The sequence below is a fragment of the Komagataeibacter melaceti genome, from assembly GCF_003403295.1.
Lineage (GTDB): Bacteria > Pseudomonadota > Alphaproteobacteria > Acetobacterales > Acetobacteraceae > Komagataeibacter > Komagataeibacter melaceti.
Genome location: NZ_QUWV01000031.1, coordinates 1 through 23285, shown reverse-complemented (window position 1 = coordinate 23285; position 23285 = coordinate 1). Strand labels below are relative to the sequence as shown.

At 62.8% G+C, this 23285-nt stretch carries 22 protein-coding genes, 1 tRNA gene and 1 riboswitch; of the genes, 13 read left to right on the top strand and 10 right to left on the bottom strand.

Features of this window, described 5'->3' with window-relative positions:
* From DY926_RS04080 to DY926_RS04065, 4 genes are all read right to left on the bottom strand, one after another.
* Positions 1-679, bottom strand: a 679-nt coding sequence (locus DY926_RS04080) for a carbohydrate porin (RefSeq protein WP_241503051.1), incomplete at its 3' end; no start/stop codon positions are given.
* Between the two features lie 224 nt (positions 680-903).
* A riboswitch (cobalamin riboswitch) is annotated at positions 904-1134 on the bottom strand.
* 62 nt (positions 1135-1196) lie between these two features.
* Positions 1197-2156 carry a ribokinase gene (locus DY926_RS04075; RefSeq protein WP_116702201.1) on the bottom strand — a complete coding sequence of 320 codons (960 nt, stop codon included), beginning with the start codon at positions 2154-2156 and terminating at the stop codon, positions 1197-1199.
* 57 nt (positions 2157-2213) lie between these two features.
* On the bottom strand, positions 2214-4775 hold the full coding sequence (locus DY926_RS04070) for an EAL domain-containing protein (protein WP_116702200.1): 2562 nt from the start codon (positions 4773-4775) through the stop codon (positions 2214-2216).
* 226 nt (positions 4776-5001) lie between these two features.
* The gene (locus DY926_RS04065) at positions 5002-5451 is read right to left on the bottom strand and encodes a cupin domain-containing protein (RefSeq protein ID WP_116702199.1); all 450 of its coding nucleotides are present in this window, start codon (positions 5449-5451) and stop codon (positions 5002-5004) included.
* 529 nt (positions 5452-5980) lie between these two features.
* On the opposite strand from DY926_RS04065, the gene DY926_RS04060 reads away from it, so the two are divergent.
* On the top strand, positions 5981-7387 hold the full coding sequence (locus tag DY926_RS04060; protein WP_116702198.1) for a cryptochrome/photolyase family protein: 1407 nt from the start codon (positions 5981-5983) through the stop codon (positions 7385-7387).
* 199 nt (positions 7388-7586) lie between these two features.
* On the opposite strand, the gene DY926_RS04055 is transcribed toward DY926_RS04060, so the two are convergent.
* A tRNA-Tyr gene (locus DY926_RS04055) sits at positions 7587-7672 on the bottom strand.
* Positions 7673-7789: 117 nt separating this feature from the next.
* Between DY926_RS04055 and rlmB the strand changes: the two genes are divergently transcribed.
* From rlmB to bluB, 8 genes are all read left to right on the top strand, one after another.
* Positions 7790-8617: a 23S rRNA (guanosine(2251)-2'-O)-methyltransferase RlmB gene (rlmB, locus tag DY926_RS04050; RefSeq protein ID WP_116702197.1), complete on the top strand. Its 828-nt coding sequence runs from the start codon at positions 7790-7792 to the stop codon at positions 8615-8617.
* A 49-nt stretch (positions 8618-8666) separates the two neighbouring features.
* Positions 8667-9017, top strand: coding sequence for a RidA family protein (locus tag DY926_RS04045; protein ID WP_116702207.1), 351 nt, complete (start codon positions 8667-8669; stop codon positions 9015-9017).
* 106 nt (positions 9018-9123) lie between these two features.
* Positions 9124-10131: an SDR family oxidoreductase gene (locus DY926_RS04040; RefSeq protein WP_241503050.1), complete on the top strand. Its 1008-nt coding sequence runs from the start codon at positions 9124-9126 to the stop codon at positions 10129-10131.
* Positions 10132-10608: 477 nt separating this feature from the next.
* On the top strand, positions 10609-11052 hold the full coding sequence (locus DY926_RS04035) for a CHRD domain-containing protein (RefSeq protein ID WP_241503049.1): 444 nt from the start codon (positions 10609-10611) through the stop codon (positions 11050-11052).
* A 174-nt stretch (positions 11053-11226) separates the two neighbouring features.
* Entirely contained in the window at positions 11227-11694 is a 468-nt protein-coding gene (locus tag DY926_RS04030) for a hypothetical protein (protein WP_116702204.1), read from the top strand.
* Positions 11695-11754: 60 nt separating this feature from the next.
* Complete coding sequence (locus DY926_RS04025; RefSeq protein WP_116702196.1) at positions 11755-12624, top strand: aldose 1-epimerase family protein; 870 nt, start codon at positions 11755-11757, stop codon at positions 12622-12624.
* A gap of 188 nt (positions 12625-12812) precedes the next feature.
* A complete protein-coding gene (locus tag DY926_RS04020) occupies positions 12813-13040 on the top strand; it encodes a hypothetical protein (protein ID WP_186336072.1) in 228 nt (75 codons plus the stop codon).
* A gap of 222 nt (positions 13041-13262) precedes the next feature.
* Positions 13263-13904, top strand: coding sequence for a 5,6-dimethylbenzimidazole synthase (gene bluB / locus DY926_RS04015; protein WP_186336071.1), 642 nt, complete (start codon positions 13263-13265; stop codon positions 13902-13904).
* A gap of 19 nt (positions 13905-13923) precedes the next feature.
* Here bluB and DY926_RS04010 read toward each other — a convergent pair whose 3' ends face one another.
* Complete coding sequence (locus tag DY926_RS04010; RefSeq protein ID WP_116702195.1) at positions 13924-15135, bottom strand: acyltransferase family protein; 1212 nt, start codon at positions 15133-15135, stop codon at positions 13924-13926.
* A gap of 452 nt (positions 15136-15587) precedes the next feature.
* On the opposite strand from DY926_RS04010, the gene DY926_RS04005 reads away from it, so the two are divergent.
* On the top strand, positions 15588-16238 hold the full coding sequence (locus DY926_RS04005) for a DedA family protein (RefSeq protein WP_186336073.1): 651 nt from the start codon (positions 15588-15590) through the stop codon (positions 16236-16238).
* A gap of 9 nt (positions 16239-16247) precedes the next feature.
* Here DY926_RS04005 and DY926_RS04000 read toward each other — a convergent pair whose 3' ends face one another.
* Both DY926_RS04000 and DY926_RS03995 read right to left on the bottom strand, forming a co-directional pair.
* Positions 16248-16841 (bottom strand): TIGR00645 family protein, encoded by a 594-nt coding sequence (locus DY926_RS04000; protein ID WP_116702193.1) that lies wholly within the window; start codon positions 16839-16841, stop codon positions 16248-16250.
* Positions 16842-16981: 140 nt separating this feature from the next.
* Entirely contained in the window at positions 16982-18196 is a 1215-nt protein-coding gene (locus DY926_RS03995) for an NADP-dependent isocitrate dehydrogenase (protein WP_116702192.1), read from the bottom strand.
* A gap of 202 nt (positions 18197-18398) precedes the next feature.
* Here DY926_RS03995 and DY926_RS03990 point away from each other — a divergent pair, with 202 nt between their 5' ends.
* Positions 18399-20054, top strand: coding sequence for a phosphoethanolamine transferase (locus tag DY926_RS03990; protein ID WP_116702191.1), 1656 nt, complete (start codon positions 18399-18401; stop codon positions 20052-20054).
* A 22-nt stretch (positions 20055-20076) separates the two neighbouring features.
* On the opposite strand, the gene DY926_RS03985 is transcribed toward DY926_RS03990, so the two are convergent.
* Positions 20077-20472, bottom strand: coding sequence for a hypothetical protein (locus DY926_RS03985; protein ID WP_116702190.1), 396 nt, complete (start codon positions 20470-20472; stop codon positions 20077-20079).
* A 97-nt stretch (positions 20473-20569) separates the two neighbouring features.
* A complete protein-coding gene (locus DY926_RS03980) occupies positions 20570-21187 on the bottom strand; it encodes a GDSL-type esterase/lipase family protein (protein WP_116702189.1) in 618 nt (205 codons plus the stop codon).
* A gap of 129 nt (positions 21188-21316) precedes the next feature.
* On the opposite strand from DY926_RS03980, the gene DY926_RS03975 reads away from it, so the two are divergent.
* Together DY926_RS03975 and DY926_RS03970 are read left to right on the top strand one after the other, a co-directional pair.
* Positions 21317-22402: a restriction endonuclease gene (locus DY926_RS03975; RefSeq protein ID WP_116702188.1), complete on the top strand. Its 1086-nt coding sequence runs from the start codon at positions 21317-21319 to the stop codon at positions 22400-22402.
* A gap of 451 nt (positions 22403-22853) precedes the next feature.
* Positions 22854-23186: a DMT family transporter gene (locus DY926_RS03970; protein ID WP_116702187.1), complete on the top strand. Its 333-nt coding sequence runs from the start codon at positions 22854-22856 to the stop codon at positions 23184-23186.
* Positions 23187-23285 lie beyond the last annotated feature (99 nt).

The window sequence follows — 23285 nt, the reverse complement described above, 5'->3', positions numbered from 1 at the left end:
ACAGGTTGACCGATGGCGCCATGGGCCAGCCGAAATTGGCGTTGAGGTAGAGCGATGCGTAATCGCTGATCAGGAATTCGGTATCAAGGTCCTGCTGGCCGATCTTCACGTCCAGCTTGTCCCCAAGAAAGGACTGCTGGTACCACAGCTCGAACAGGCGGGTGGACCGGTCGGCCTCGAACCCGCTGACGGGGTTGAAATTGGCCAGGTGGTCCTGCGAGATCGAGCGCCCGCGTGTCTGCAGCGCGCTGACATTGAACAGGCCGCCCTTCAGGCCGAACAGCTTTTCGGTATCGACGGTCAGGGTGGGCATGGTCACGCCGTCATAGGCTGGCCCGGTGCCCGAACCGGCCGCCCCGTCATTGCCCGATGCGGAGCCGCCGGTGCCGTTGCCCCACAGTTCATCGACTTCCTGAATGTCGAAGCTGATGCCGTGCTTGTACAGCCATGGCCGCGCGCCGCCCATGTCCCCCAGCAGGTTGCCGCTGGTGTCGAGTCTGTCGCCGTCATCCGGGCTGGCGGCGGCTGCCGCGTCGGCATTGGCGCGGACTGAATCGCGCACTGTCGTGGGGTCGATCTGTGCAATCAGGGGACCGGAATTGCCAAGGCGTGCCTGGTCATCGGCAAGCTGGGTGCGCGGCGCCTGCGCATGGGCGCTCCCCCCGAAGTTTCCGGCCATCAGGGCGCAGGAAAGCAGCATGAGGCGCGCCAGCGTCGGGTGCGCGGGGGAAAGGGTAAATGATTTCATGAAGTCAGGAACATCCCGTCAGGATGGGGCCGACCTGTTCCGGGCCGGCATATGGCGGCGGTCATGTACCGCAGCCGGGTTATTGCGGGGGAACGGGATGCTAGCTGGTCGGGGCCATGGTCTCGTGTCCATCTCCGGTCATGCCCGCCCGGCGATATTGTTGAAGGACAGCGGCAGGTCTCCTGACTTGCGGGTCACGGCACTTCTCCTACCTTCCCGGCCGGAGCCAGTGGTTGCTGCCTGTCGCAGCGCTGGATGAAGCACTCTCCGCCTACAGTTGCGGGTACAGTTACCGACTGCGCCCCCGGGTGTGAACACACCCTGCCGGGGTTTACGGTATTCCCTTTTTCGCCCGCTCGCACGGGACCGCTGACTTGTTATGACGGACTATACTGCCTGCGCGCCAGCGTGCAAGGTCATGGGCATGCAGGGTTGGCAGCGTGCAGGGTCATGCCTGCCCGCCTGCCAGCAGGGCCGCGACCTCGGCCGCATCTGGTGCAGCCTGCGCGGCACCTGCCCGCGTGGTGGCCAGCGCGCCGCAGGCTGCGCCGTGGCGTACGGCCATGCCCAGCGGCTGGCCCTGCGCAAGGGCCGTGGCCAGCCCGGCATTGAAACAGTCCCCCGCCGCAACCGTATCAATGGCCCGCACGGGAAAGGCGGGGATGAACCCCTGTGCATCTTCCCCACCGGTGGGGCGAATGGTGGAATAGACCACGCCGCGCGCGCCCAGCTTGATGATGGCGGTGCCGGTGCCGCGTGCGTGCAGGATCTCGGCCGCACGCAGGGCGCTGGCCCTGTCCGTGGGCAGGATGCCGGTCAGGTCGCGCGTTTCATTTTCATTGGGGGTGATGATGTCGGCCAGCGCATACAATGCGTCGGGCAGGCCGGATGCGGGCACGGGGGCGGGGTCCAGCATGACGGGAATGTTCCGCTCACGCGCCTGCCGGGCCAGCGCCACCAGCAGAGCCGGGTCCATTTCCATCTGCATCATCACCATGGAGGCATCCGCCAGCACGGGGGAAAGCTGGGGGCACGCTTCTGCCCCGTGCGCCATGTTGGCCCCGCCATCAACCAGTATCTGGTTCTGGCCTGCCTCGTTTATGGTGATGAAGGCACGCCCGGTACCGCTTTGTGCATCTGTCAGCAGCCAGCGGGTGCCAACCCCGGCCTTGCATAGTGTGGTGCGGGCCATGTCGGCCAGCATGTCCTGCCCGGTCCAGCCCGCCAGTTCCACGGCCTGCCCCAGCTTGGCCACGGCAACGGCCTGATTGGCGCCCTTGCCCCCCAGCCCCGTTGCGGAAGTCCGGACATGCAGTGTCTCACCGGGGTGCGGAAAGCGGCTGACATGGACGACAAAATCAATATTCGTGCTGCCGATCACGGCAATGGGGGCAGGGCGCGCGGACATGGCCAGTTCTGGTATCGTGTTGAAAGGGAAAGGGCGGGCAGGAAGCCCGCGGCCCGGTTACGGGCAGGTGACAGGCTCGGCCCGGCGCTGGCGGAGCCATGTATCAAGTGAAGCGGTATCCATCGGGCGGGCGAAATAATAGCCCTGTATCACGTCACAGCCGATGGCGCGCAGTTCGTTGCACTGGTCGGGTTCTTCCACCCCCTCGGCAATTACGGTCATGCCCAGCGTGTGGCCGATGCGGATGATGGCGGTCACCACCTGCCGGACATTGCCGGTACTGCCGAAACCCTTCATGAAGCTGCGGTCGATCTTGACTTCGCTCAGCGGCAGGCTGGCAAGGTTGGCGAGGCTGGAATATCCCGTGCCGAAATCATCCATTGACAGCCCGATGCCCAGATTGCGGATGGCGAGCGCCGTGGTCATCGTCTGCTCGAAGTTTTCAATCATGGTGGTTTCGGTCAGCTCCACGATCAGCCGTTCCGGCGGCACGTTGGTCTGGTGCAGGACCGTGGCAAGCTGTGACACCAGTTCAGGGTCCTGGAACTGGATGGCGGACAGGTTGACCGATACGGTCGGCACCGGAACGCCGCGCGCGATCCAGTTGGCCATCTGTTCGCACGCCATCCGCAGCGACCATGCGCCCAGTGCGCGGATCTGCCCGGTTTCCTCCGCCACGGGAATGAACCGCCCCGGCGGCACCGCGCCCAGAACCGGGTCATTCCATCGCGACAGGGCCTCCACCCCATGCAGCGCGCCCGTGGCGACGTTTACCTGCGGCTGATAGACAAGGGTAAGCCGCCGGTCGGCAATCGCCTCGCGCAGGTTGGAGGCAAGGATGACGTGGTCATTGGTCTGTTCGCTCATGGACGGGTGGAAGAAGCGGTAGCACCCCCGCCCCGCCTTCTTGGCCTGCGCCAGTGCGGTATAGGCCTGACGCAGTGATTCCTCGACATCCTGCCCATCAGCATGGGTGCTGATGCCGATACTGCCCGATACGCTGACCGGGATGCCGTCAATGGTGAAGGGTTCTTCAAGCTGGTGGATGGTCCGTTCGGCCAGCAGCGTGACATCGGCGGCGTTTTCTTCCGTCAGGATGACGAATTCATCCCCTTCCGTGCGGATCAGCACGTCACGGCCCATGATGCTGTCACGCAGGCGGTGCGCGAGCGCCAGCAGCAACTGGTCCGCGCGGCCCTGCCCAAGTGCCTCCACGATCTTGCGGAAGCGGTCGAGGTCGATGATCAGCAGGCTTATGGGGCTGGCGCCCATGCGGTTGTCCAGTTCCTGCATGCGGCGGTTGAGCCACATGCGGTTGGGCAGGCTGGTCAGGCGGTCGGTATAGGACAGGCGCAGGATGGATTCGCGGCTGCGCTGCTGCTCGATCGCAAGCATGGCCAGATGCGTGCAGGCACTGACGATGCGCCGGTGCCATGCATCGGGCAGGCCGGGCTTGCGGAAATAGAGCGAGAAGCTGCCCGCCACATCCCCGTTGCGCAGGATGATGGGCACCGTCCATTCCGCCCCCAGCCCGTGCTGGAGGGCAATCTCGCGCAGGGCGGGCCAGCGTGTCTCGGTCATGAAATCCGGCACGACCACTTCTTCAGCCGTGACGATTGCCGTGCCGCAGGCCCCGCCGGTTGTGCTGGCCTCCATCCCCTCCAGCGCGTGAAGCATGGGCATGGGAATGCTGCCATGCCCGCCGGGCCGCAGGATGGCGCCGGTGCTGAGCATGGCCACGGCCAGGCAGTCCGGCGCGATCAGTTCGATGCGGCGGCACATGAAGTCCAGCATTTCATCCAGCGGGAACTGGTCCGTCAGTGCCTCGACCACATCGCGCTGGAGTTCGCGCAACTGCCGGTCCTGCGTAATGTCATGCAGGATGACGATGATGTCGGTCAGCGCGCCGTCCGTGCCATAATGCGGCGTGACCGCGCAGCGCAGGCGCAGTTCCGTGCCGCGCGGGCCACGGGTGCGTACGTCCAGTTCAAACCCGGTGCGCCGGGCGAGGTGATGGTGGAACTGGCGCAGGGTCTCTATGTCACTGTCCCCGCCGGACAGCAGCGCGCCGAAGGCCACGCCGTGCAGGGCGTTCGCCTCCACGCCAAGCAGCGTGGTGATGGCCCTGTTGGCGTGGGTAATGTGACAGTGCGGATCAAGCGAGAGGATGCCCCGGTCGGTCGCGTGCACGATCAGCCGGCTGATCTCGATTTCTTCACGCAGGCCCTCTTCTTCCCGGCAGTCCTGCAGGGTGAGCAGTTCGTAGGGGGTGCCGTTCCAGTTCACGCTTTCACGGCACAGGCGCACGGGTATTTTCAGCCCGTCCCGGCGGCGCAGCGTGGTGTGGCACCCCGCAGCGCAGGTCGAGATCACGGCCAGCCCTGTCGGGTCACGGTAGGGGGACGTGTCATCCACCGTGCCGCAGCCGGTGCCGGAGGGGGGCAGGCTGTCGGGGAAAAGCCGGCCGATCCGGGCCTGTTCCAGTTCCGTGGAGTCGTATCCGGTCAGGTGGCACGCGCGGGGATTGCCGTAAACGATACAGCCGGACACATCCGCGATCATGACGGCAAGCGGCAACTTCTCCAGTAACGGGGAAGATATCCGTGTGATGTCCGACATTGCTGCCTCTTTATCCTGTGTGTCGTCTCATTACACTTTGCCGCGGCCAACCCGCGTAACGCGGGCGGCAGTGTGGAACGGCACAGCCTGTCAGGCAACAGGGAACGCCAATTTATATTTTAGTGTTACCGCGCCGCCCCTGTGGCTGTATCCGCATTGTATTGGCACAATAAAATGGCATGCCGGTTACCGCTTTAACGGTGCCCCCGTTTCCGCGCGCCGGGCGTCAGTATTCCGGCTTTTCCCCCTTGGCGGGGATGGATGTGGGAGTGCCCGGTGTCCCGGCATAGGTCAGCAGCACGATGGTCGTGGTGTCGCCTGATTCACCGCGATGCGTGTCATTGACCGACTCAGCAAACGCCTCACCCTGATGGAAAGTTCTGCTTTTTCCTGTTTCCCGGTCATGAATTGTCAACTGGCCCTGCAATACGTAGCCCGCGTTGGGTATGGGGTGGGTGTGCCATGGCAGGGCGGTATGGGCCGGTATGGTCAGCCGGAGCATGGTCAGTTCCGGGCGGGTGGTGGGGTAATTCCCGTATGGCATGTCATTCCATGCGTGATCGGTCTGGAGCAGGATGTCCCGATGGCCGGAGGCGACGGTCTGGGCATGGCCTGCCACGCTGGCGGTCGTGGCAAGGAGGAGGCATGCGGCCAGGGTAAGGTGTGATCTCGCCATCTGTATCTTTCCATCCGATTATTGTGTGCAAAAGTATAGCGTGGGGCGGGAGGGAGATTTCCATAATATTCAGGGCGGAACCGCACGGTTTCACATGATTTTGAAAGTCCTCCCGATATGAATCCGGACTGGATTGCAAGGGATTGTGGGTTCCTGATTGCAGGCTGCGCAAAGTATAAATTGTAATTTATGATCTGGATTTCAGAATCTGCCTGAAAAACCCTCCAGGAAATATTCCACCACTCAGAAAGAAGTTTTTGGTGAAGCTTTTTTCAAAAAGCTTCGAATAACGCCGGGTTCCTGAAAAATGGCGACACAGCCATGTACATACCCCGTAACCCGTTTCCGCCGCCTCTGCCTGCGGCCCAGACTGACATCCGTTTCCTGCCACACAGTTAACGGCCGGAACCAGTCTGGCGGCTTTCATGAATATGGGTTTCAGTATTTGCCACCGGCATGTTGTCCGGTTGCATCCTGTGCCATAAACATTTTGTCCTGTTTTCTTACGCCGGGGTGAAGGAGAGATGGCCTGATACACGCGCCCACCATTGTCTGGTTCCGCGATGATTTCCGCCTTGCTGATAATCCGGCATTGCTGGAAGCGGAAAAGCTGCACAAGCCGATACTATGTGTCGTGATTCTGGATGAGGCACACCTGCCCGGCGCGGCCGCGCGGTGGTGGCTGGACCGGGCCATCCGCTCGCTTGATGGCGACCTGCGCAGGATGGGCGGAAGCCTGCATGTTTTTCGTGGTCCCGCAGGTCAGGTGCTGACGGAAATTGTCAGCCATACCGGTGCGGATACGGTTGTGTGGAACCGCCGTTATGACCTGAAGGGGCGCGAGACGGATACGGCCATCAAGGCCGGGCTCAGGGCGGAGGGCATTGCCGTCCACAGCTTTCCCGGCGGGCTGCTGCATGAACCGTGGCGCATCCGCACGCGCGCGGGTGGGCAATATAAAATCTTTACCGCTTTCTGGCGCGGCATGCGGGAGACGCATCCAACGCCTTTTCCGCCTGCGCCCGCGCCCGAAAAACTGGCCTTCGCCCCGCTTGCGTCCCCGCCTGCCGGACTGCTCCCGCAACAGGGGGATTACGGTCTTCTCCCCACCCGGCCCGACTGGACCGGCGGACTGCAGGAAATGTGGACGCCCGGAGAAGGGGAGGCCCATGACCGTTTCGCCCATTTTATGCGCGACGGGCTGGATACTTACGCAACCGCGCGGGACTTCCCGGCGGAGAATGCAAGCTCACGCCTGTCTCCCTTCCTGCGCTTTGGCCATGTTACTGCCGCGCAGATCTGGCATGGCGCGACGGAAAAGGGTTTTCCCGAACGGTTTCTGATGGAACTCGCATGGCGGGATTTCGCGTGGTCATTGCTGTTTTCCGCCCCGGATATGGCGACGCGGAACCTGCGGCCCGAATTTGACGCCATGCCGTGGCGTGACGATCCTGCCGGGCTTGCGCGGTGGCAGCAGGGCCAGACGGGCTATCCGCTGGTGGATGCCGGCATGCGGGAACTATGGCATACAGGCTGGATGCATAACCGCGTGCGCATGGTTGTGGCATCTTTTCTTGTAAAGCACCTGTTGATTGACTGGCGGCAGGGCGAACAGTGGTTTGCGGACACACTGGTTGACCATGATCCGGCCAGCAACCCGATGAACTGGCAGTGGAATGCGGGAACCGGCGTGGATGCCGCGCCCTATTTCCGCATCATGAATCCGGTGCTCCAGTCCCGCAAATTCGACCCGCATGGGGCTTACATCCGCCGCTGGGTGCCTGAACTCGCCTGCCTGTCCGATAAGGCCATTCATACGCCATGGGAAACGGAAATTCCGCGTGGCTATCCGGCACCGATCGTGGACCACCGTCTGGCGCGCGAACGGGCCTTGCATGCATGGAAGACGATGGGCAGCGGCGCGGGTCAGGAATGACCTGTAGTTAAGAAAGTTTTTGGTGAAGCTTTTTTCAAAAAGCTTCAGGAAACGCCGCCTTTTTGAAAAAAAAGGCGGCACCCAAAAGCTTTTAATACTTATTTATAAGTAAATGCTTTCAGGCGGCGATTGTACGTCTGTAGCCGGGGCAGCAAAGCCAGCCCTGTGATACAGCGTATTATTTTATGGGAAAGGTAGTTGGTGGAGGGAGTTGGATTCGAACCAACGTAGGCGTACACCAGCGGATTTACAGTCCGCCCCCTTTAGCCACTCGGGCATCCCTCCGGGTTGGCGCGGTAAATAAGGGTTATGGTGGGGGGAGTCAATAGCTGGCACGAAAAACTTCACCTTCTCCCCATTTGGGGGAATGACGTGGCGCGCGGTTGGGCTTAAGAAACGACCATGAACATGCGCACCCCCCGCCGTCGCGGCGCTTCGTCCGCGGCACATTCCGCCCCATCTTCCCGCCATGCGCCTGAACGTGGCGGTCGGGGTGGCCGTGGCGTGGCCTCGGCCCCGCGTGGCACATGCTGGCTGTACGGCCTGCACGCCGTTCAGGCCGCGCTGGAAAATCCGGCCCGCAGGCCCCGCCAGCTTCTGGTCACGGCGGAAGCACAGGAAACCCTGTCCGCCCGGCTGGAAGGGGGCCTGCCCATCCAGCCGGTGCGGACCGAGCGCGCCCGGCTTGATACCCTGTGCGGACCGGATGCCGTGCATCAGGGCATGGCGCTGCTTGTGGACATGCTGACCCCGCCGGATCTTGATACCGTGCTGGAACAGCCGGGGCCGGTGCTGGTGCTCGATCAGGTCACGGACCCGCGCAATGTGGGTGCGATCCTGCGTTCGGCGGCGGCATTCGGCGCCGTGGCGGTGGTGATGCAGGACCGGAACGCACCGGAGGAAACCGGCACGCTGGCACGCGCGGCATCAGGCGCGCTGGAAATCGTGCCGCTGATACGGGTGGTCAACCTCTCGCGCATGCTCGAAGCGCTTAAGACCCGTGGCCTGTGGGTTGTCGGGCTGGATGCGGGGGGCGGCATACTGGATGGCGCATCCTTCAGCCAGCGGCGCGTGGCGCTTGTGCTGGGCGCGGAAGGGGCGGGCCTGCGGCGGCTGACGCGGGAGCATTGCGATGAAATCGCGGGCCTCGCCATGAGCAGCCAGATGGAAAGCCTGAACGTATCCAACGCGGCGGCGGTCGCACTGTATGAAATGTACCGTCACCGTTAATATCCGCTGTCATGATACATCCATGACGGATTCAGAAAAGGAGCCAGCCATGACCATCCGCCGCCTGCAACCCGAGGAACGGCTGACCGGCGCTGTGGTGCATGGCGGCGTGGTCTATCTGGCCGGACAGGTTGCCGATGACCCGACACTGGATGCGCAGGGCCAGACAGCGGATATCCTGCGCCAGATCGACGCCCTGCTGGCGGAGGCAGGCACAAGCAGCGCGCGGCTGCTTTCGGTCCAGATTTTCCTGGCCGACATGAACGATATGGCCGCGATGAACCGCGCATGGGACGCATGGCTTGACCCTGACAGCAAACCCGCCCGCGCCACGGTGGAGGCCCGGCTGGCCGACCCGCGCTGGAAGGTCGAGATTACCGGTATCGCAGCCCTGCCCTGATCTGGGGGCAGGCGGAAAACGCCCGCGGCAGGCAACCGTGCGGCGGGGGATATGTTCTAATCTGTAAATCGGGCCCACGGTCCGGCATAACAGGGAGCATTCCACCATGCCTGACGACAGTATCCCTTCCTCATCACGTCGCGCGGTTCTGGCGGGGGTTGCCGCCGGTATTGTCACGGCATCCGCCACGGGCCGGGCGCAGGCGGCGGACACGGCGGCCGCACCCGCGCAGTCTCCATTGGTTGATCCGGAAAACGCCTATCCCCGCCCGCCGTTCCCCGAACAGTCGCAGCCATGGCCCGGCCTTGCGGGCAAAATGACGCCGCGCCCCGACCATGGCGAGACCAGCTACCATGGTTCCGGCAGGCTGGCGGGGCGCAAGGCGCTGATTACGGGCGGGGATTCCGGTATCGGCCGGGCGGCGGCCATTGCCTATGCGCGTGAGGGGGCGGATGTGGCCATTGCCTACCTGCCGCAGGAAGAACCCGACGCGCGTGAGGTCATTGCCCTGATCCGCGCGGAAGGGCGCAAGGCGGTAGCCCTGCCCGGTGACCTGCGGGAGCGTAAATACTGCACGGAACTGCCCGGGCGCGCGCATGCGGAACTGGGCGGGCTGGACATACTGGTCAGCAATGCGGGGTTCCAGCGCCATCAGGCCTCGATCCTGGATATTACCGACGAGCAGTTCGACACGACCTTCCACACCAATATCTATGCGCTGTTTTACCTGAGCCGGGCGGCCATTCCCCTCATGCCACGCGGGGGCAGCATCATCGCCACGGCTTCGGTCAATGCGTTCAGCCCGTCCGAGATCCTGCTTGATTATTCCGCGACGAAGGGGGCCATCGTCGCCTTTGTCAAATCACTGGCCAAGCAGATGGTCCACCGGGGCATCCGGGTGAACGCGGTCGCCCCCGGCCCGTTCTGGACGGCGCTGCAGATCAGCGGTGGCCAGACGGAGGAGAACATCCACAATTTCGGCGGCGAGACCCCGATGGGCCGCGCGGGCCAGCCGGTGGAACTCGCGCCCGTCTATGTCCTGCTGGCCTCGTCGGCGGCCAGTTACATCACCGGGCAGGTCTATGCCGCCTCCGGCGGGACGGGCGTGGGATAGGGGTGCATGCGGCATGCTTGCGGCATCGGGGCATCGGTGGCACATGGCATGAATGCGCATGATCCTGTCCTGCCTGCTGATGGTGCTTGGCGCCGCGGTATGCTACTTTGCCTTTGGCATGATTACGGATGCCGGGCGTTTCATATCGGATTCGCATCCCTGGTGATGCGGGCCGTCCCGTCCATGCGGAGGGTGTCGTGATGAACTGTCACTGGCTGGGCGCTTATAATCTGGCAGGCGTGCTGTGGCCGCGCCGGGGTGTGTGTTACCGGCGGGTCTCGCTGTGGTTCAGTCCCGATCTGAGGTGGATGGAGCGTCCACGCCCGCTTGATATATAAGGGTGCGCCGCCGGTACGGATTTATGTTGCGCATGCCGGTGGTTCATGCATCTGATAGGTGCAGGCAGCATAAATATTACATCAAGAAATAAAGTATTAAGATATTGCACGCAGGCAGTAGCCTGTAGCGGAGGTGACATTGATCCGTTTTTCCACTCTGCCCGCTCTTGTCGTGGCCAGCATGGCGGTGGCGTCGCCCGCCCTTGCCGCGACCGTCCGGCTGGAAGGCCACTTCACGGCGGAACATGGGGCTACGTCCCATCCCGATGGTACGGTCCGGGCCGCGCTCAATACCCGCACCAACCTGGTCAGGTACACCATTACATGGACCGGGCTGAGCGGGCCGGTGGTGGCCGCGCATTTCCATGGTCCTGCCCCGGCGGGGGAGGAAGCGGGCGTGCTTGTGCCCATTCCCGCACCTTACAAGTCCGGCCAGCATGGGGCCGTCCTGCTTTCGTCCGAGCAGGCGCGGGCCCTTCAGGATGGCCAGATTTACGTCAACCTGCATACCGCCGCCCTGCCCAATGGGGAGGCACGCGCCCAGTTGGCCCCGGTGACACCAGCAGGGGCGAAGCCACGCTGAAAGAAGGCGGTAACATGTCCATGATATAATTTGCATAGCTGGTATTTGTAAGGCACAATCCATGGGTGACATGAAAACCATGTCGGCCATGTAAGGATCTGGGGCGACGCTGCTCGCCAGAAGTCATGGAGTCTGCTTTTGCGCCTTGCATCTCTGGCCGCTGCGGCGGCTGTCATGTCCCTGTCCGCCATTGGTCCGGTCACCCATGCACGCGCGGTGGATGCGCTGGGTGAACATACCGCCACGATCAGCTTCACGCTGTCCGCGGCTGACCTGGGGGCCGGTGTCTCCTGGGGGAAGGGCGTCCTGACGTTTGAAGGGCGCGATTACCCTTTCAGCGTGCATGGTGGCTCGGGGGCGGCCATCGGGTTTTCCAAAACCCATGCGGTCGGCACTGTCTATAACCTGTACCGCATACAGGATATCGAGGGCACGTACTGGTCCGTGCAGGGCGAGGCCACGGTTGGCGCGGGCACGGGCGGTGCCGTCATGGAAAACAATAGCGGCATCTACATCAAGTTCACATCGCGCAGCAGCGGGGCGCGGCTCGCATTTTCGGTGGAGCGCCTGACCCTCAAGCTGCAGCCCGCCACCAGTAATTCCACCCGTGCCGGCATAGCCGCCCCCGCGCCACACGGATAGGAGGGCCCGGCCCGATCGTGCATGGTAGGCCCATTGTGAAAAACCGATGGAGCCGCCAGCATGACAGAAGACATCCATACCTTTGGTGATGGCCGCCTTGGCGTGAGCGTGCGCCTGCATGGGGCCGAACTGTGTGGCCTGCGTGCCGATGGCCGTGACCTGCTGTGGGGCGGGCATGAGCCATGGCGGCGGCAGGCGCCGGTGCTGTTCCCCATCGTGGGGCGGTTGGTGGATGATACGGCGCGGATTGATGGCCAGAACTACCACATGACGCAGCATGGCTTTGCCCGTGATAGCGAATTCCGCTGGATCGCGAGTGATGAGACCGGCTGCCGTCTGGAACTGGTGGATACGCCGCAGACGCGCCAGATGTTCCCCTTCGCGTTCAGCCTTGTCATTGAATACCGCGTGGCGGAGGGGCGGCTGACCGTGGATTACTGCGTCACCAACCCCGATGCCACCCGCGTCCTGCCTGCATCGCTGGGGGCGCACCCGGCCTTTGTCTGGCCGCTTGCGCCCAGTGTGGCCAAGGACCGCCATGTTATCGAGTTCGACCAGCCCGAACCTGAAAATGTGCGCCGCCTGAACGGGGGCCTGCTGCTGCCCGAATCCTTTCCCACACCCATAACGGGGCGTGTGCTGCATCTTGATGAGTCGCTGTTCGCACAGGATGCGCTGATTCTGGACCGGCCCCGCAGCCGGGGCGTGACCTATCGTATTCCCGACGGCCCCGGCCTGCGGCTGACATGGGAAGGATTCGCGCAGCTGGGCATATGGATGAAACCGGGCGGTGATTTCATCTGTATCGAGCCATGGTACGGGCTGGCCAGCCCGGTGGGATTCACGGGCGAATTTTCCACCCGTCCCGGCGTATTTCATCTCCAGCCGGGGCAGGAATGGCGGGCTTCGTGGCAGGTTGGCTGTATCTGACTGAATCGGCCTTCCGGCAGGTGTATTTTTCATGCAACACCTGCCGGAACAAGCTCTGCGAAAAGAGCATGGATCAGCCCGGAAATCTGCGAAAATATTATATTTGCAACCACCCGGTTGCGGCGTAGCGTGCGCGGCAGGAGCAGCATGCGGCAAGATCGCCCGCTAGGCTCACGGGAAACGCCTCGATGCGTAGTTTTTCTCCTGTCCCCTCTGTGGGATTTTCCCTGTCTCCCCGCTCTTTCTCCTTCCGCTCCACCCGCCAGCGCGTTGCCGCATGGGTGGGCGCTGCCTATCGCAGGCAGGGGATGATGCTGCTGGCGACGTTGCCCAGTATAGCCGTGCCGTCCGGCTGCCATGTCGGGATGGAGGGATCGCCCTCCCTGCTCGCCCTGCGCGGTTGGGACCGGGGCTGAGCCCCGGCGGGCCAGGCCTGCCGATCCTGCATGCATGACTGTGGCGGCACATCGGGATGTGCCGCCATTTTCATGCCCACTGAATAATAAAAAGCTTGGGGTGCCGCCTTTTTTCAAAAAGGCGGCGTTACCTGCTGTTTCAGGTGGCCGCCCGCCCGGGCGCGGCAGGGTAGGGGCATGCGGGGCGTGACAGACGGGCTGCAATGAACGAAAGAAGGGGGCATGACCACCATGCCTGAATTCACCCCCCTGTTCATGGACCAGTTGCACGACCTGTTCCGCTGGCGGCGCGATGTGCGGCATTTCCGGCGCGACCCTGTGCCGGAGCCCGTGCTGGATGAACTGCTGCGTGTCGCCTGCCTTGCGCCCTCTGTCGGGTTGAGCGAGCCATGGCGTTTCGTGCGGGTGGATGACCCCCGGCGGCGGGATGCGGTCAGGCAGGATTTTACCCGCTGCAATGCCGATGCGTTGTCGGACCGGACCGGTGCCGACGCCCTGCGTTATGCCCGCCTGAAACTGGCCGGACTGGATGACGCGCCACATCATATCGCCGTGCTGTCGCACCCCGAACCCGCGCAGGGGCGTGGGCTTGGGCGCGGGACCATGCCGCAGACAACCACATGGTCCACGGTCATGGCCATTCATACGTTCTGGCTGGCGGCAACGGCGGTGGGTGTGGGCGTCGGGTGGGTGTCCATTATCGACCCCGAACGGGTCCGGGCGATTCTGGATGTGGACCCGACGCTGGAACTGGTGGCGTATCTGTGCGTGGGCTACCCGGCGGAAGTAGCCAGCACGCCGGAACTGGAGCGCAGGGGGTGGGAGCGGCGCGCGCCGGAACGGCGGGAATGGATACGGCGCTGACCGGGGTGTCTTTGGGCCATCATCGCGGCGCGGGGTTATGCAGTTTCAGCCGGTGGGTAATATGCGCGCCCAGATGGATGAAGTACCGTTCTATGATCTCGAATGTCGTGATGGATAGATAGCATATCATGTACCAGCCAACGGTCATGAACGCATAATACAGGTAAGTATTGTGGTTTATGCCGAAGTGGAAACAGAACATATCCAGCAGGAACCAGCCTGTCCCGTGCAGCAGGTAAATGCTGTAGCTGGCATCCCCCAGCAGGATCACCCCGCGTAGCCGCAGCAGCCCGAACCAGTTGGCCCCCAGCACGAAACAGAGAAAGAAAAGCCCGTAAGCAAAGACAGAGGGCATTGTCAGGGGGTCATAACTCTGCGCGCTGATGAAAAAGATGAGCAGCAGGGTAAGGGAAAGCCAGTCCACAATCCTGCGGGGTACGACAACGGACCTGAGGTAGCGGTTGCGCACCTGCCGGATAATGCACCCGATACAGAACAGGGAGGCATAAACCGGGCCAAGGACGGAATACCTGTTGTAGTAATTCGGACCATCTTCCAGCCCCAGGTACACGCTTACGGTGTAAATGGTTGTAAGGATGGCAAGGGCCGCAAGAAAAACCTGCAACCTGCGCTTTTTCAGGAAGGGAATGGAAAGGAAGGGCAATGAAAAATAGAACAGCCATTCCCACATGAGCGACCACGTGACACCGGCATTGATCAGGCGGCTATTTTCAAACCCGTAAACAGGCGGGCGGATATTGGTCAGCCCTGCATCAAACCAGAAAAAAACGTGGGAAAAATCCGCCGCATTTCCGTGGTGCACGCCAATGGCCACGGCGATGAGGATGCAGGCCAGTGCCGAGACATACGTCATGGGTGCGACGCGCATGAAGCGTTTTATATAAAATCCCGCCCATTCCCGGCCATGCGGGCTGACATTTCCCAGCAGGTAACCGGAGATGATGAAGAAAATGGATACGGCAAATTTCCCGACATAGAACGCAAGGTGATAGTCTATGGACCAGATGCCGGTGTTATAAAGGTTGAAGAAAAAAGCCTTGTGCTGGAACGCGACAAGAGATGCGAGGATATATCTCAGCCCATCAATGTTATATTCGCGGCTTTTACTTTCATATATTTTATCCCGTATGAACGGCTTCGTATTGAAAATAATGGCAGCGGAAACAATACACCATAAAGCCCACAGGTTATAACTGGATTCACTAAGCATATTTTTTCACGGATGACTTTATGATTTGAATTATTCCGGGGAATTTAAACTGAATATAGTATTGCTGCTATCATTAAACTTTACCGCTGATCAAGCTCCGTCGCGCAGGTCCGCCGTCGGGGTGTCATGTGCCCCGGCATGGACCGGATGGAACATGATCCGGAGCCGGACATGATACGTTATCCGTTTCTTACCGCTTCAGCGGTATAACAGCGCCGCCGGGCAAAGCTGCCGGAGCTGATTGAAAAAACGCGTGACAGATATTCGCTAAATCCGGTTCTGCTGCGGGTCCGTTTCACCCATTGTGCCAGCCGGATTTCAGGTTGGTGGCCGCAGGTGCGCCTGTCTTGTCCGCCCGTGTCCTGAACCGGGTTCAGGCCGGGGGCGTGCATGTCCGCCTGTGTTCCGGCACAGCAAACCATGCCTGATCTGCCGGGACGGAGGACTGAACACTGCTGCACCATCTTGAATATCTGTTCCAGCATTACGGGTACGGGGTGATTACGACAATCGTGATGCTGGAAAGCATGGGCCTTCCGCTACCGGCGGAAACGCTGATCATTTCCGCCTCACTGTACTGCGCCGCGACACACCGGCTTGATATCCAGTGGGTGGCCCTGGCCGCCGTGATCGGCGCGGTGGTGGGCGACAATATCGGCTACCTGATCGGGCGCAAGGTCGGCCTGCCGCTGTTGCAGAAATATGGGGCGCGTATCCGCCTTACCCCGGACCGGCTCCTGCTGGGCCGCTTCCTGTTCCGCCACCATGGCAGCGCCATCGTCTTTTTCGGGCGGTTCGTGGCACTCCTGCGGGTGTTCGTGGCGTTGCTGGCCGGGGCCAATCACATGCCGTGGCCGCGCTTCATGCTGTTCAACGCACTGGGCGGGTTATGCTGGGCGGGGGGTTATGCCACGGGGGCCTACTATCTCGGGCGCAAGGTCACGCAGGTTTCCGGCCCCGCCAGCATCGGGCTGGGGGCGGTGGTGACGGTGGGGCTGGTCATCAGCATCATCTTCCTGCGCCGCAATGAAGAACGCCTGACCCAGCAGGCCCTACGCGAAGCCCGCACGGAAGCCGCGGCACAGAAATCCGGGCCAGCCTGACCTGCCGCGCTAATGCTGTTCCGGCCGGGTGGTGTCCGTGTGGCTGGCCGGGGTTTCCATCATCCGGTCCATCAGCGCCAGCAGCAGCCCTGAGACGACAAAGGCCAGATGGATGCCCACGCTCCACCCCAGCGTGCGGCTGGAAATCTCGTTCACCCGGATGAAATCGGCCAGCACATGGATGGCGGACATGGCCACGATCGAGGCCATGAGCTTGATCTTGATATCACCAAAGGTGACATGGCCGATCCAGTCGGGAAAGTCGCGGTGGTTGCGCACATCCAGCTTGGAGACGAAGTTCTCGTACCCCGCGAACATCACGATCAGCAGCAGGTTGGCCAGCAGCACCAGGTCGATCATGTCGAGGATGCCAACAAACACATCATCGAATTCCAGCGTGTAGCTGTCACGCACCAGAACCCATGCGGTCTGCAGGAATTTGACCAGAATGACCAGCAGCCCCGCCGTCAGGCCGAAGTAAAGCGGCGCGCATATCCAGCGCGCCCGGAAGAACAGGCGCTCCAGCCCGCCTTCCAGCCATGGTGTCTGCTGCGTGGCTTGGGCCGGGGGCTGGGGTGGTGTGGCGGGTGTCGGTTCGTGCATGCAGCCATATAATCATGCCCTCCGCGCGGCAGGTAGGCACATCTTCCCGCATGGATGATTTTTCACCCATGCGGGCAAGGCATGCCGTATCCGGCCGGGCATGAACGGGGCGGCTGTCCCGCCCCGTTGCCCCATGCGGGTCAGGACAGGGCGGCGCGCAGCTTTTCGTCCAGCACGTCAAGGAACGGCTGCGTGTCGAGCCACTTGGTGCCGTTGCCGACCAGCAGCGCCAGGTCCTTGGTCATCTGGCCGCCTTCGACCGTTTCGATACACACGCGCTCCAGCGTGTTGGCGAAATGGGTCACATCCGGCGTGTCATCAAACCTGCCGCGATAGGCCAGCCCGCGCGTCCATGCGAAGATGGAGGCGATGGGGTTGGTGCTGGTGGGGCGGCCCTTCTGGTATTCACGGAAATGGCGGGTGACGGTGCCGTGGGCGGCCTCGGCCTCCACCACGTCGCCGGTCGGGTTCAGCAGCACCGAGGTCATGAGGCCAAGGCTGCCGAAACCCTGCGCCACGATGTCGCTTTCCACATCGCCATCATAGTTCTTGCACGCCCAGACATAGCCGCCCTTCCACTTCAGCGCGCAGGCCACCATGTCATCAATCAGGCGGTGTTCGTAGGTCAGGCCCAGCTTCTCGAAATCGGCCTTGAATTCACGCTCGTACACTTCCTGGAACACATCCTTGAACATGCCGTCATAGGCCTTGAGGATGGTGTTCTTGGTGGACAGGTACACCGGCAGTTTCCGGTCACGCCCGTAGGACAGGGAAGCACGCGCGAACCCTTCGATGGAGGCGCGGGTATTGTGCATGCCCAGCGCCACGCCGGGGCCCTTGAAGTCATGCACGTCCAGCACCTGCTCCGGCCCGCCATCGGCCGGGGTGTAGCGCAGCGTGACCTTGCCGGGGCCGGGAATGCGGGTTTCGGCCGCGCGGTAGATGTCGCCATAGGCATGGCGGCCGATCACGATCGGCTGGGTCCAGTGCGGGACAAGGCGGGGCACGTTGGCGCAGATGATCGGCTCACGGAAGATCGTGCCGTCAAGGATGTTGCGGATGGTCCCGTTGGGGGAGCGCCACATCTTTTTGAGGCCGAATTCCTCCACCCGTGCCTCATCGGGGGTGATGGTGGCGCATTTCACGCCCACGCCGTAGCGGCGCACGGCCTCGGCTGCTTCCACGGTTACGCGGTCGTCCGTCTCGTCACGGTGGCGGATGCCGAGGTCGTAATATTTCAGGTCGATATCCAGATAGGGCACGATCAGCCGGTCGCGGATGAAATGCCAGATGATGCGGGTCATCTCGTCACCATCCATTTCGACAACGGGATTCTTGACCTTGATTTTTGCCATGGTACGTTTGCCTGCCTTTGTAATTCTGGTTCTGTAATTTCGTTTTTTCTGGCACCCGTCGGCATGGGCCTGCGGGGGGCGCATTATTAAGCGTCCGGGTAGGGTATAAAAAGCAGCCACGCGCACCTGTTCATTCACAAACGTGCCATCGCCCGGCGCGGCGGGACTACCCGTGGCCGGGCGCCCATGGCATGAAACCGGAATGAACACGCCGTACGGACCGGAATCCCGCCTACGCAGGCGCTGGCCAACCCATTATCGGTGGCTGGACGTGCTGCCGGGCCTTATGGCCGTACTGGTGCTGCTGCCCGCCTGTACGGCGTTGCAGGGGGTGACGCGCGCGGGGGCGATATGGCTGGTGCTGGCGCTGGCCTGCAACAGCAGGCGCGTGCTGGTGGCGCTGTTCTGGCCCGTTGTGCTGCTGTTGCCCGCGGCACTTTACTACATCCATATCAGCGGCGTGCCGCCGGGCTACCCGCTGTGGTTGATCCTGTTTTACTGCTCCGCCCCGGTCGTGCTGGGGTACGTGCGGCCGGTGCTGCCCTATCTCTGTATATGGGTGGGGGTGTGGAGCATACTGGTGGGGCTTTACCTGTCCCGCCCGCGCGGGCCGGTCGTGCGCATGCGGCCGGTGGCGCGCCTTGTGGGCATGGCCGTGCTTACGGCATGGATCGTGGTGCCGACGGTGCGGCTATGGCAGCACCTGCCGCCCACGCGCGGCGGGACCGAGAACCCGATGGTGGCCATTCATTCCCGTTTCGACCGGGCATGGCCGTGGAGCATGCTGACCGGCTATGTCGCCGCCCGGCGTGAAACCCGCCGCCTGACCGACATGGCCCGGCGCATAAGCCATGAACCCGTCCACTTCCTCGCCCCGCCACAGCCTGACATGCCGCAGGTCATCGTGCTGGCCATTGGGGAAAGCGCGCGACGCGACCATCACCACATGTATGGATACGGCGTGCCCACCACCCCGGAGATGGAGCAGGTTCCGGACCTGCTGCATTTTGACGATATGGTCACGCCCTTCGATTACACGGTCGGCGCGGTGCCGGTCATCCTGTCGGGCTATGACCGGCTGCGCTCTGGCTCGGTGTCCGGCCATGACCTTGTATCGGTGTTCAACGCGGCGGGATACGATACATGGTGGATCAGCAACCATCCCCGCCTTGGCCCGTATGACAGTGTGATCGGCGCCTATTCCGAGCAGGCGCATCATATCGCCTATACTACCGTCCATGGCGGCCTGATGAGCAGCCCGGTGCTGGATGAACGGATGTTGCCGGTGGTTGATGGTGCGATCAGGGGGGCGAAGGGGCCGGTCTTCATCGTGCTGCATCTGTTCGGCAGCCATGAAAACGCGGCCGACCGCTACCCCGCGGCGTTTGGCGGGATCGGCACGCCATATGACAACAGCATTGCCTATACCGATCATATGTTGGCGCATGTAGTCGCCAGCCTGCAGGCCCATGGCGGCCCGGCGGCTTTGTTCTACGTGTCCGACCATGGGGTGCGGGTTGGGGAATGTACCGCTGGCATCCCCACGCATGGCGATGTGCGCGCGGCCTATGAGATCCCGTTCTACCTCTGGGCCTCCGCCGCATGGCAGGCCGCCCATCCGCAGGCCATGCAGGCGGCGCGTGACAACGTGCATGCACCACTTACGCTGGCCGCGCTGCCGCCCAGCGTGCTGGATGCGGCGGGGTTGGGTTACGAGGGGGCTGAGATGGATATGTCCGTGCTGTCACCCCATCCCGCCCGCCCGCGCCGTATCGTGCATGGGGACAGTGGCGCCAACCGTGATGTCGATTATGACCACAGCCATGATGACGCCAGTTGTCATATCGCACGCGACTGAATCGGCGGGGTAGCCGCAGGTATCAGTGCCCCTGCGGATGCGCCCGGCGCCATGTTTCATAGCGGCGGCTGTCAAGGCAGTAAGCCAGGTTCTTGTAAAGCTGGATATGGCGGACGCGGGTCACGTCCTCCTGGCAGGCGATCTTGTCACTGTCCTGATACGCATCCCATTCAGGTTGCAGGACCAGGGCACGTTCCTTTTCCGCCGTGACGCAGGCATTGGTGACTGCATCGCCAAATTCGGTCGTGCAGTCATCCACTATCGGGTAATTGGGAAAGGTCAGGGAAGCGGCAGGCAACTGCACTTCGGGCCGGATGTACAGGGAGTTCAGTTCCCCCTCGGGCACTTCGGCATGGGCGGCCGGGGCGCAGGCCACAACCAGCACGCCCAGCAGGGCGCATGATACGAGCGTTTTCATGTCTGTATGCCTTTATTAAAAAAAGCGCCGACCAGCGGATCGCGCATCCTAATGTGGCGATAACGCGCCGTTATGCCAAGTGAAAGGGCGGATGGCTTCACGCCCGCGCGCGCAGGGGGGCGACCGTGCGCATCCATGCCCGCCATGCGGGCCATTGATGGACCAGCCGGGCCAGTGCGGCATAACCACCGCCTGCGGGGTGAAGCCCGTCGCCATGCGCGATTTCGGCGCACCAGAGCGGGTCCATGCGCAGCGGTTCCCATATGGGCAGGAAGGGCACCGACAGCTTCATGCACAGATCCGCCATGGCGGCTGAAAGGGCATGCGTGCGGGCATCAAGGTCATCATGGCCCACGGGTGGTGGCCCCACCATCAGCACCGGGCAGAGCTGGCGCGCTCCCTCCAGCATCAGCCGGGTTGTCTTCAGGCTTTCCGGCGCGCTGACCCGTGGCTGCCCGCCTGCCATGCGTGCGCAGTCATTCACCCCGAATGACAGGACGATCCCGCCCTCATCGCGCCCGTCAAGGCGTGGGGCCGTTTCCTGCCGCCAGCGCCGCGCGATGTCACGGCTGGTCTGCCCCCGTACGCCCAGATTGTACAGGGTGACATCCCGCCCGCCCCGACGCTCCATGGCGCATAGCCGCCCGGCCCAGCCCTGACAGGCTTCATCGCCCGTTCCCGTGACGTAACTGTCACCGATAAAACAGATTCGCATGGCCTGATCCTACGCGCGCGCGGGCGGAAAGACCATTGTGCACATAAAGGGACTTTCCATACTTTCTTATTTTGTTCTCATCCTTTAGTGTGCGGCCCGCAAAACAGGGCAGGGAGTGATGGCAGGACGATGCGGGCAGGGATCGCGGCATGGCTGTGTTACGGATTGCTGCTGGCCTGCGGAGTGGATGCGCAGCCCGCCATGGCAGCCGATGAGACCTACAGGCTGGCCCCTGCTGCCATAGGCTGTGCGCAGCCCGACGCGCTGCGCCGTGCGGGTGCGCTGGCGGGTGAGGGACGGGAGCACGCGCTGGCGCAATTACACTGCCGCCGCGTGGATACGGATGCCCGGTGGCAGATGCTCGAGCGCCATGGCGATGCCGTGCTGCTGCGCCGCCAGCCCCCACGCCATGGGGAGACACCGCTCTATTTCACGGCCGGGGCCGCCAGCCCCGCATCCGGGGCGCTGCCCGCCGGGCTGGTGCATGACATGCTGGCGGCGGGGGCGGTCGTGGCAATGTGGCCGATCCTGCGCTCTGGCTGGCGTCGGCTGCGCCGCAGGCGGGCGTTGCGGTTGTGCTACCGTTTGGTAAGCCGCCATGCCGAGACCCTGCGCATCCGGCGCAGGCAGCTTGTGCAGGTCAACAGTTACGGGGTGGAACGTACGGGCAAGTGGCGGCGCGAACAGACGGAGTTCGTCAGGACAGTGCTCCAGCCTGCCCTGCGCCGCGCCCGGTGGCAGGATACATGGCCCGCCATTGCGGGCACGGTGCTGGCGCGCATTGAATATGTGGCCCGCCAGCCGCTCGCCACATCGGGCGGCAGGCATGATGACACCAGGTTCACCCCGACCATGGACCCGATCGCCTATGAACGCTATTGCGCCCACACCCTGCGCCGCGCGGGGTGGGATGCACGCGCCACACCCCCCGGTAGTGATCAGGGGGCCGATGTGGTCGCAACCCGCAATGGCGTGCGGCTGGTCGTGCAGTGCAAATTGTACCGCAATGCGGTGGGGAATGAAGCGGTGCAGCAGGTCGCCGCCGCGCGGTTGCATTACCGCGCCGACTTTGCCGCCGTTGTTTCCAATGCTGATTACACCCTGCCAGCCCGTGCGCTGGCCCGGTCAAACAACGTCTTCCTGCTGCATCATGATGAACTGCCAGCCCTGATCACCCGCCTGAAACAGGCGGGCAGGATGGCCACTATGTCATAACATGACCAGCGGGATCGTTGAGCGGGCGTTCAGCCTGCGGTTTCAGTCCTTTGCAGGCTGGGAAACCGGTGTGGAAGGGCGGTTGCGCGTGCTCAGGCGAACCGTGATCAGCAGATGGGCGATCATACGTGCAGAGTTGCTCATGGTTCATACCTCCTATCTACGCTATACATGAATCGTTTCAGCAAAGCGAAGGTTTCCTGTGAGCGTGCGAAAGTTTTTTATCGCCGTTGCGCCACGGGTGGGGCAAACCTCATCCCGATGAGGGATAATGACGGAATGGGCGTAGGGTCAGGGCCACATCACGCCGGTCCGGCAGGGTGGAAAGCGGTGGCGTACAAGCCCGCGACTCGTATGCGCAGCATGGGCGGCGCTGCGTGCCCGGCGGGAAGTTACGCACGCCTATCCCGCACGCGCGCCCCGTCCCCCATATGGCAGGAGGGATAGGGGCATGGCCTATCTCTATCTGGCCATCGCCATCATGGCGGAAGTTACGGCCACGTTCTGCCTTACGTTATCGCAGGGGTTTACCCGGCTGTGGCCGTCCTGCGTGACAGTGGTGGGGTATGGCGTGGCGTTCTACGCGCTTGCCATGGCGTTGCGTGTCATTCCCACCGGCGTTGCCTATGCCATCTGGTCGGGCGTAGGCACCGTGCTGATCGCACTGGTCTGCCGGGTGGTGCTGGGCCAGAAACTGGATCTTGCGGCCATGGTGGGCATGGCGCTGATCATCTGCGGGGTGCTGGTCATGAACCTTCTGTCCGGCACGGGGCGGCACGGCTGAGCCGGGCCGACCCCGTTACCGGATTTCAGGTCTCAGCGCCGTCCACCCCCGCCATGTCCACCGCCCCCATGGCCGCCACCGCCGGGACCACCGCCGCCA

What these genes read in the sequence shown, in the direction of transcription:
- DY926_RS04075 (WP_116702201.1), bottom strand. Translation starts at nt 2,156, where the DNA reads ATGTCCGCGCGCCCTGCCCCCATTGCCGTGATCGGCAGCACGAATATT.
- DY926_RS03990 (WP_116702191.1), top strand. Translation starts at nt 18,399, where the DNA reads ATGAACACGCCGTACGGACCGGAATCCCGCCTACGCAGGCGCTGGCCA.
- DY926_RS04010 (WP_116702195.1), bottom strand. Translation starts at nt 15,135, where the DNA reads ATGCTTAGTGAATCCAGTTATAACCTGTGGGCTTTATGGTGTATTGTT.
- DY926_RS03985 (WP_116702190.1), bottom strand. Translation starts at nt 20,472, where the DNA reads ATGAAAACGCTCGTATCATGCGCCCTGCTGGGCGTGCTGGTTGTGGCC.
- DY926_RS04065 (WP_116702199.1), bottom strand. Translation starts at nt 5,451, where the DNA reads ATGGCGAGATCACACCTTACCCTGGCCGCATGCCTCCTCCTTGCCACG.
- DY926_RS04040 (WP_241503050.1), top strand. Translation starts at nt 9,124, where the DNA reads ATGCCTGACGACAGTATCCCTTCCTCATCACGTCGCGCGGTTCTGGCG.
- DY926_RS03995 (WP_116702192.1), bottom strand. Translation starts at nt 18,196, where the DNA reads ATGGCAAAAATCAAGGTCAAGAATCCCGTTGTCGAAATGGATGGTGAC.
- rlmB (WP_116702197.1), top strand. Translation starts at nt 7,790, where the DNA reads ATGAACATGCGCACCCCCCGCCGTCGCGGCGCTTCGTCCGCGGCACAT.
- bluB (WP_186336071.1), top strand. Translation starts at nt 13,263, where the DNA reads ATGACCACCATGCCTGAATTCACCCCCCTGTTCATGGACCAGTTGCAC.
- DY926_RS04030 (WP_116702204.1), top strand. Translation starts at nt 11,227, where the DNA reads ATGTCCCTGTCCGCCATTGGTCCGGTCACCCATGCACGCGCGGTGGAT.
- DY926_RS04045 (WP_116702207.1), top strand. Translation starts at nt 8,667, where the DNA reads ATGACCATCCGCCGCCTGCAACCCGAGGAACGGCTGACCGGCGCTGTG.
- DY926_RS04020 (WP_186336072.1), top strand. Translation starts at nt 12,813, where the DNA reads ATGCGTAGTTTTTCTCCTGTCCCCTCTGTGGGATTTTCCCTGTCTCCC.
- DY926_RS04000 (WP_116702193.1), bottom strand. Translation starts at nt 16,841, where the DNA reads ATGCACGAACCGACACCCGCCACACCACCCCAGCCCCCGGCCCAAGCC.
- DY926_RS03970 (WP_116702187.1), top strand. Translation starts at nt 22,854, where the DNA reads ATGGCCTATCTCTATCTGGCCATCGCCATCATGGCGGAAGTTACGGCC.
- DY926_RS03975 (WP_116702188.1), top strand. Translation starts at nt 21,317, where the DNA reads ATGCGGGCAGGGATCGCGGCATGGCTGTGTTACGGATTGCTGCTGGCC.
- DY926_RS04025 (WP_116702196.1), top strand. Translation starts at nt 11,755, where the DNA reads ATGACAGAAGACATCCATACCTTTGGTGATGGCCGCCTTGGCGTGAGC.
- DY926_RS03980 (WP_116702189.1), bottom strand. Translation starts at nt 21,187, where the DNA reads ATGCGAATCTGTTTTATCGGTGACAGTTACGTCACGGGAACGGGCGAT.
- DY926_RS04070 (WP_116702200.1), bottom strand. Translation starts at nt 4,775, where the DNA reads ATGTCGGACATCACACGGATATCTTCCCCGTTACTGGAGAAGTTGCCG.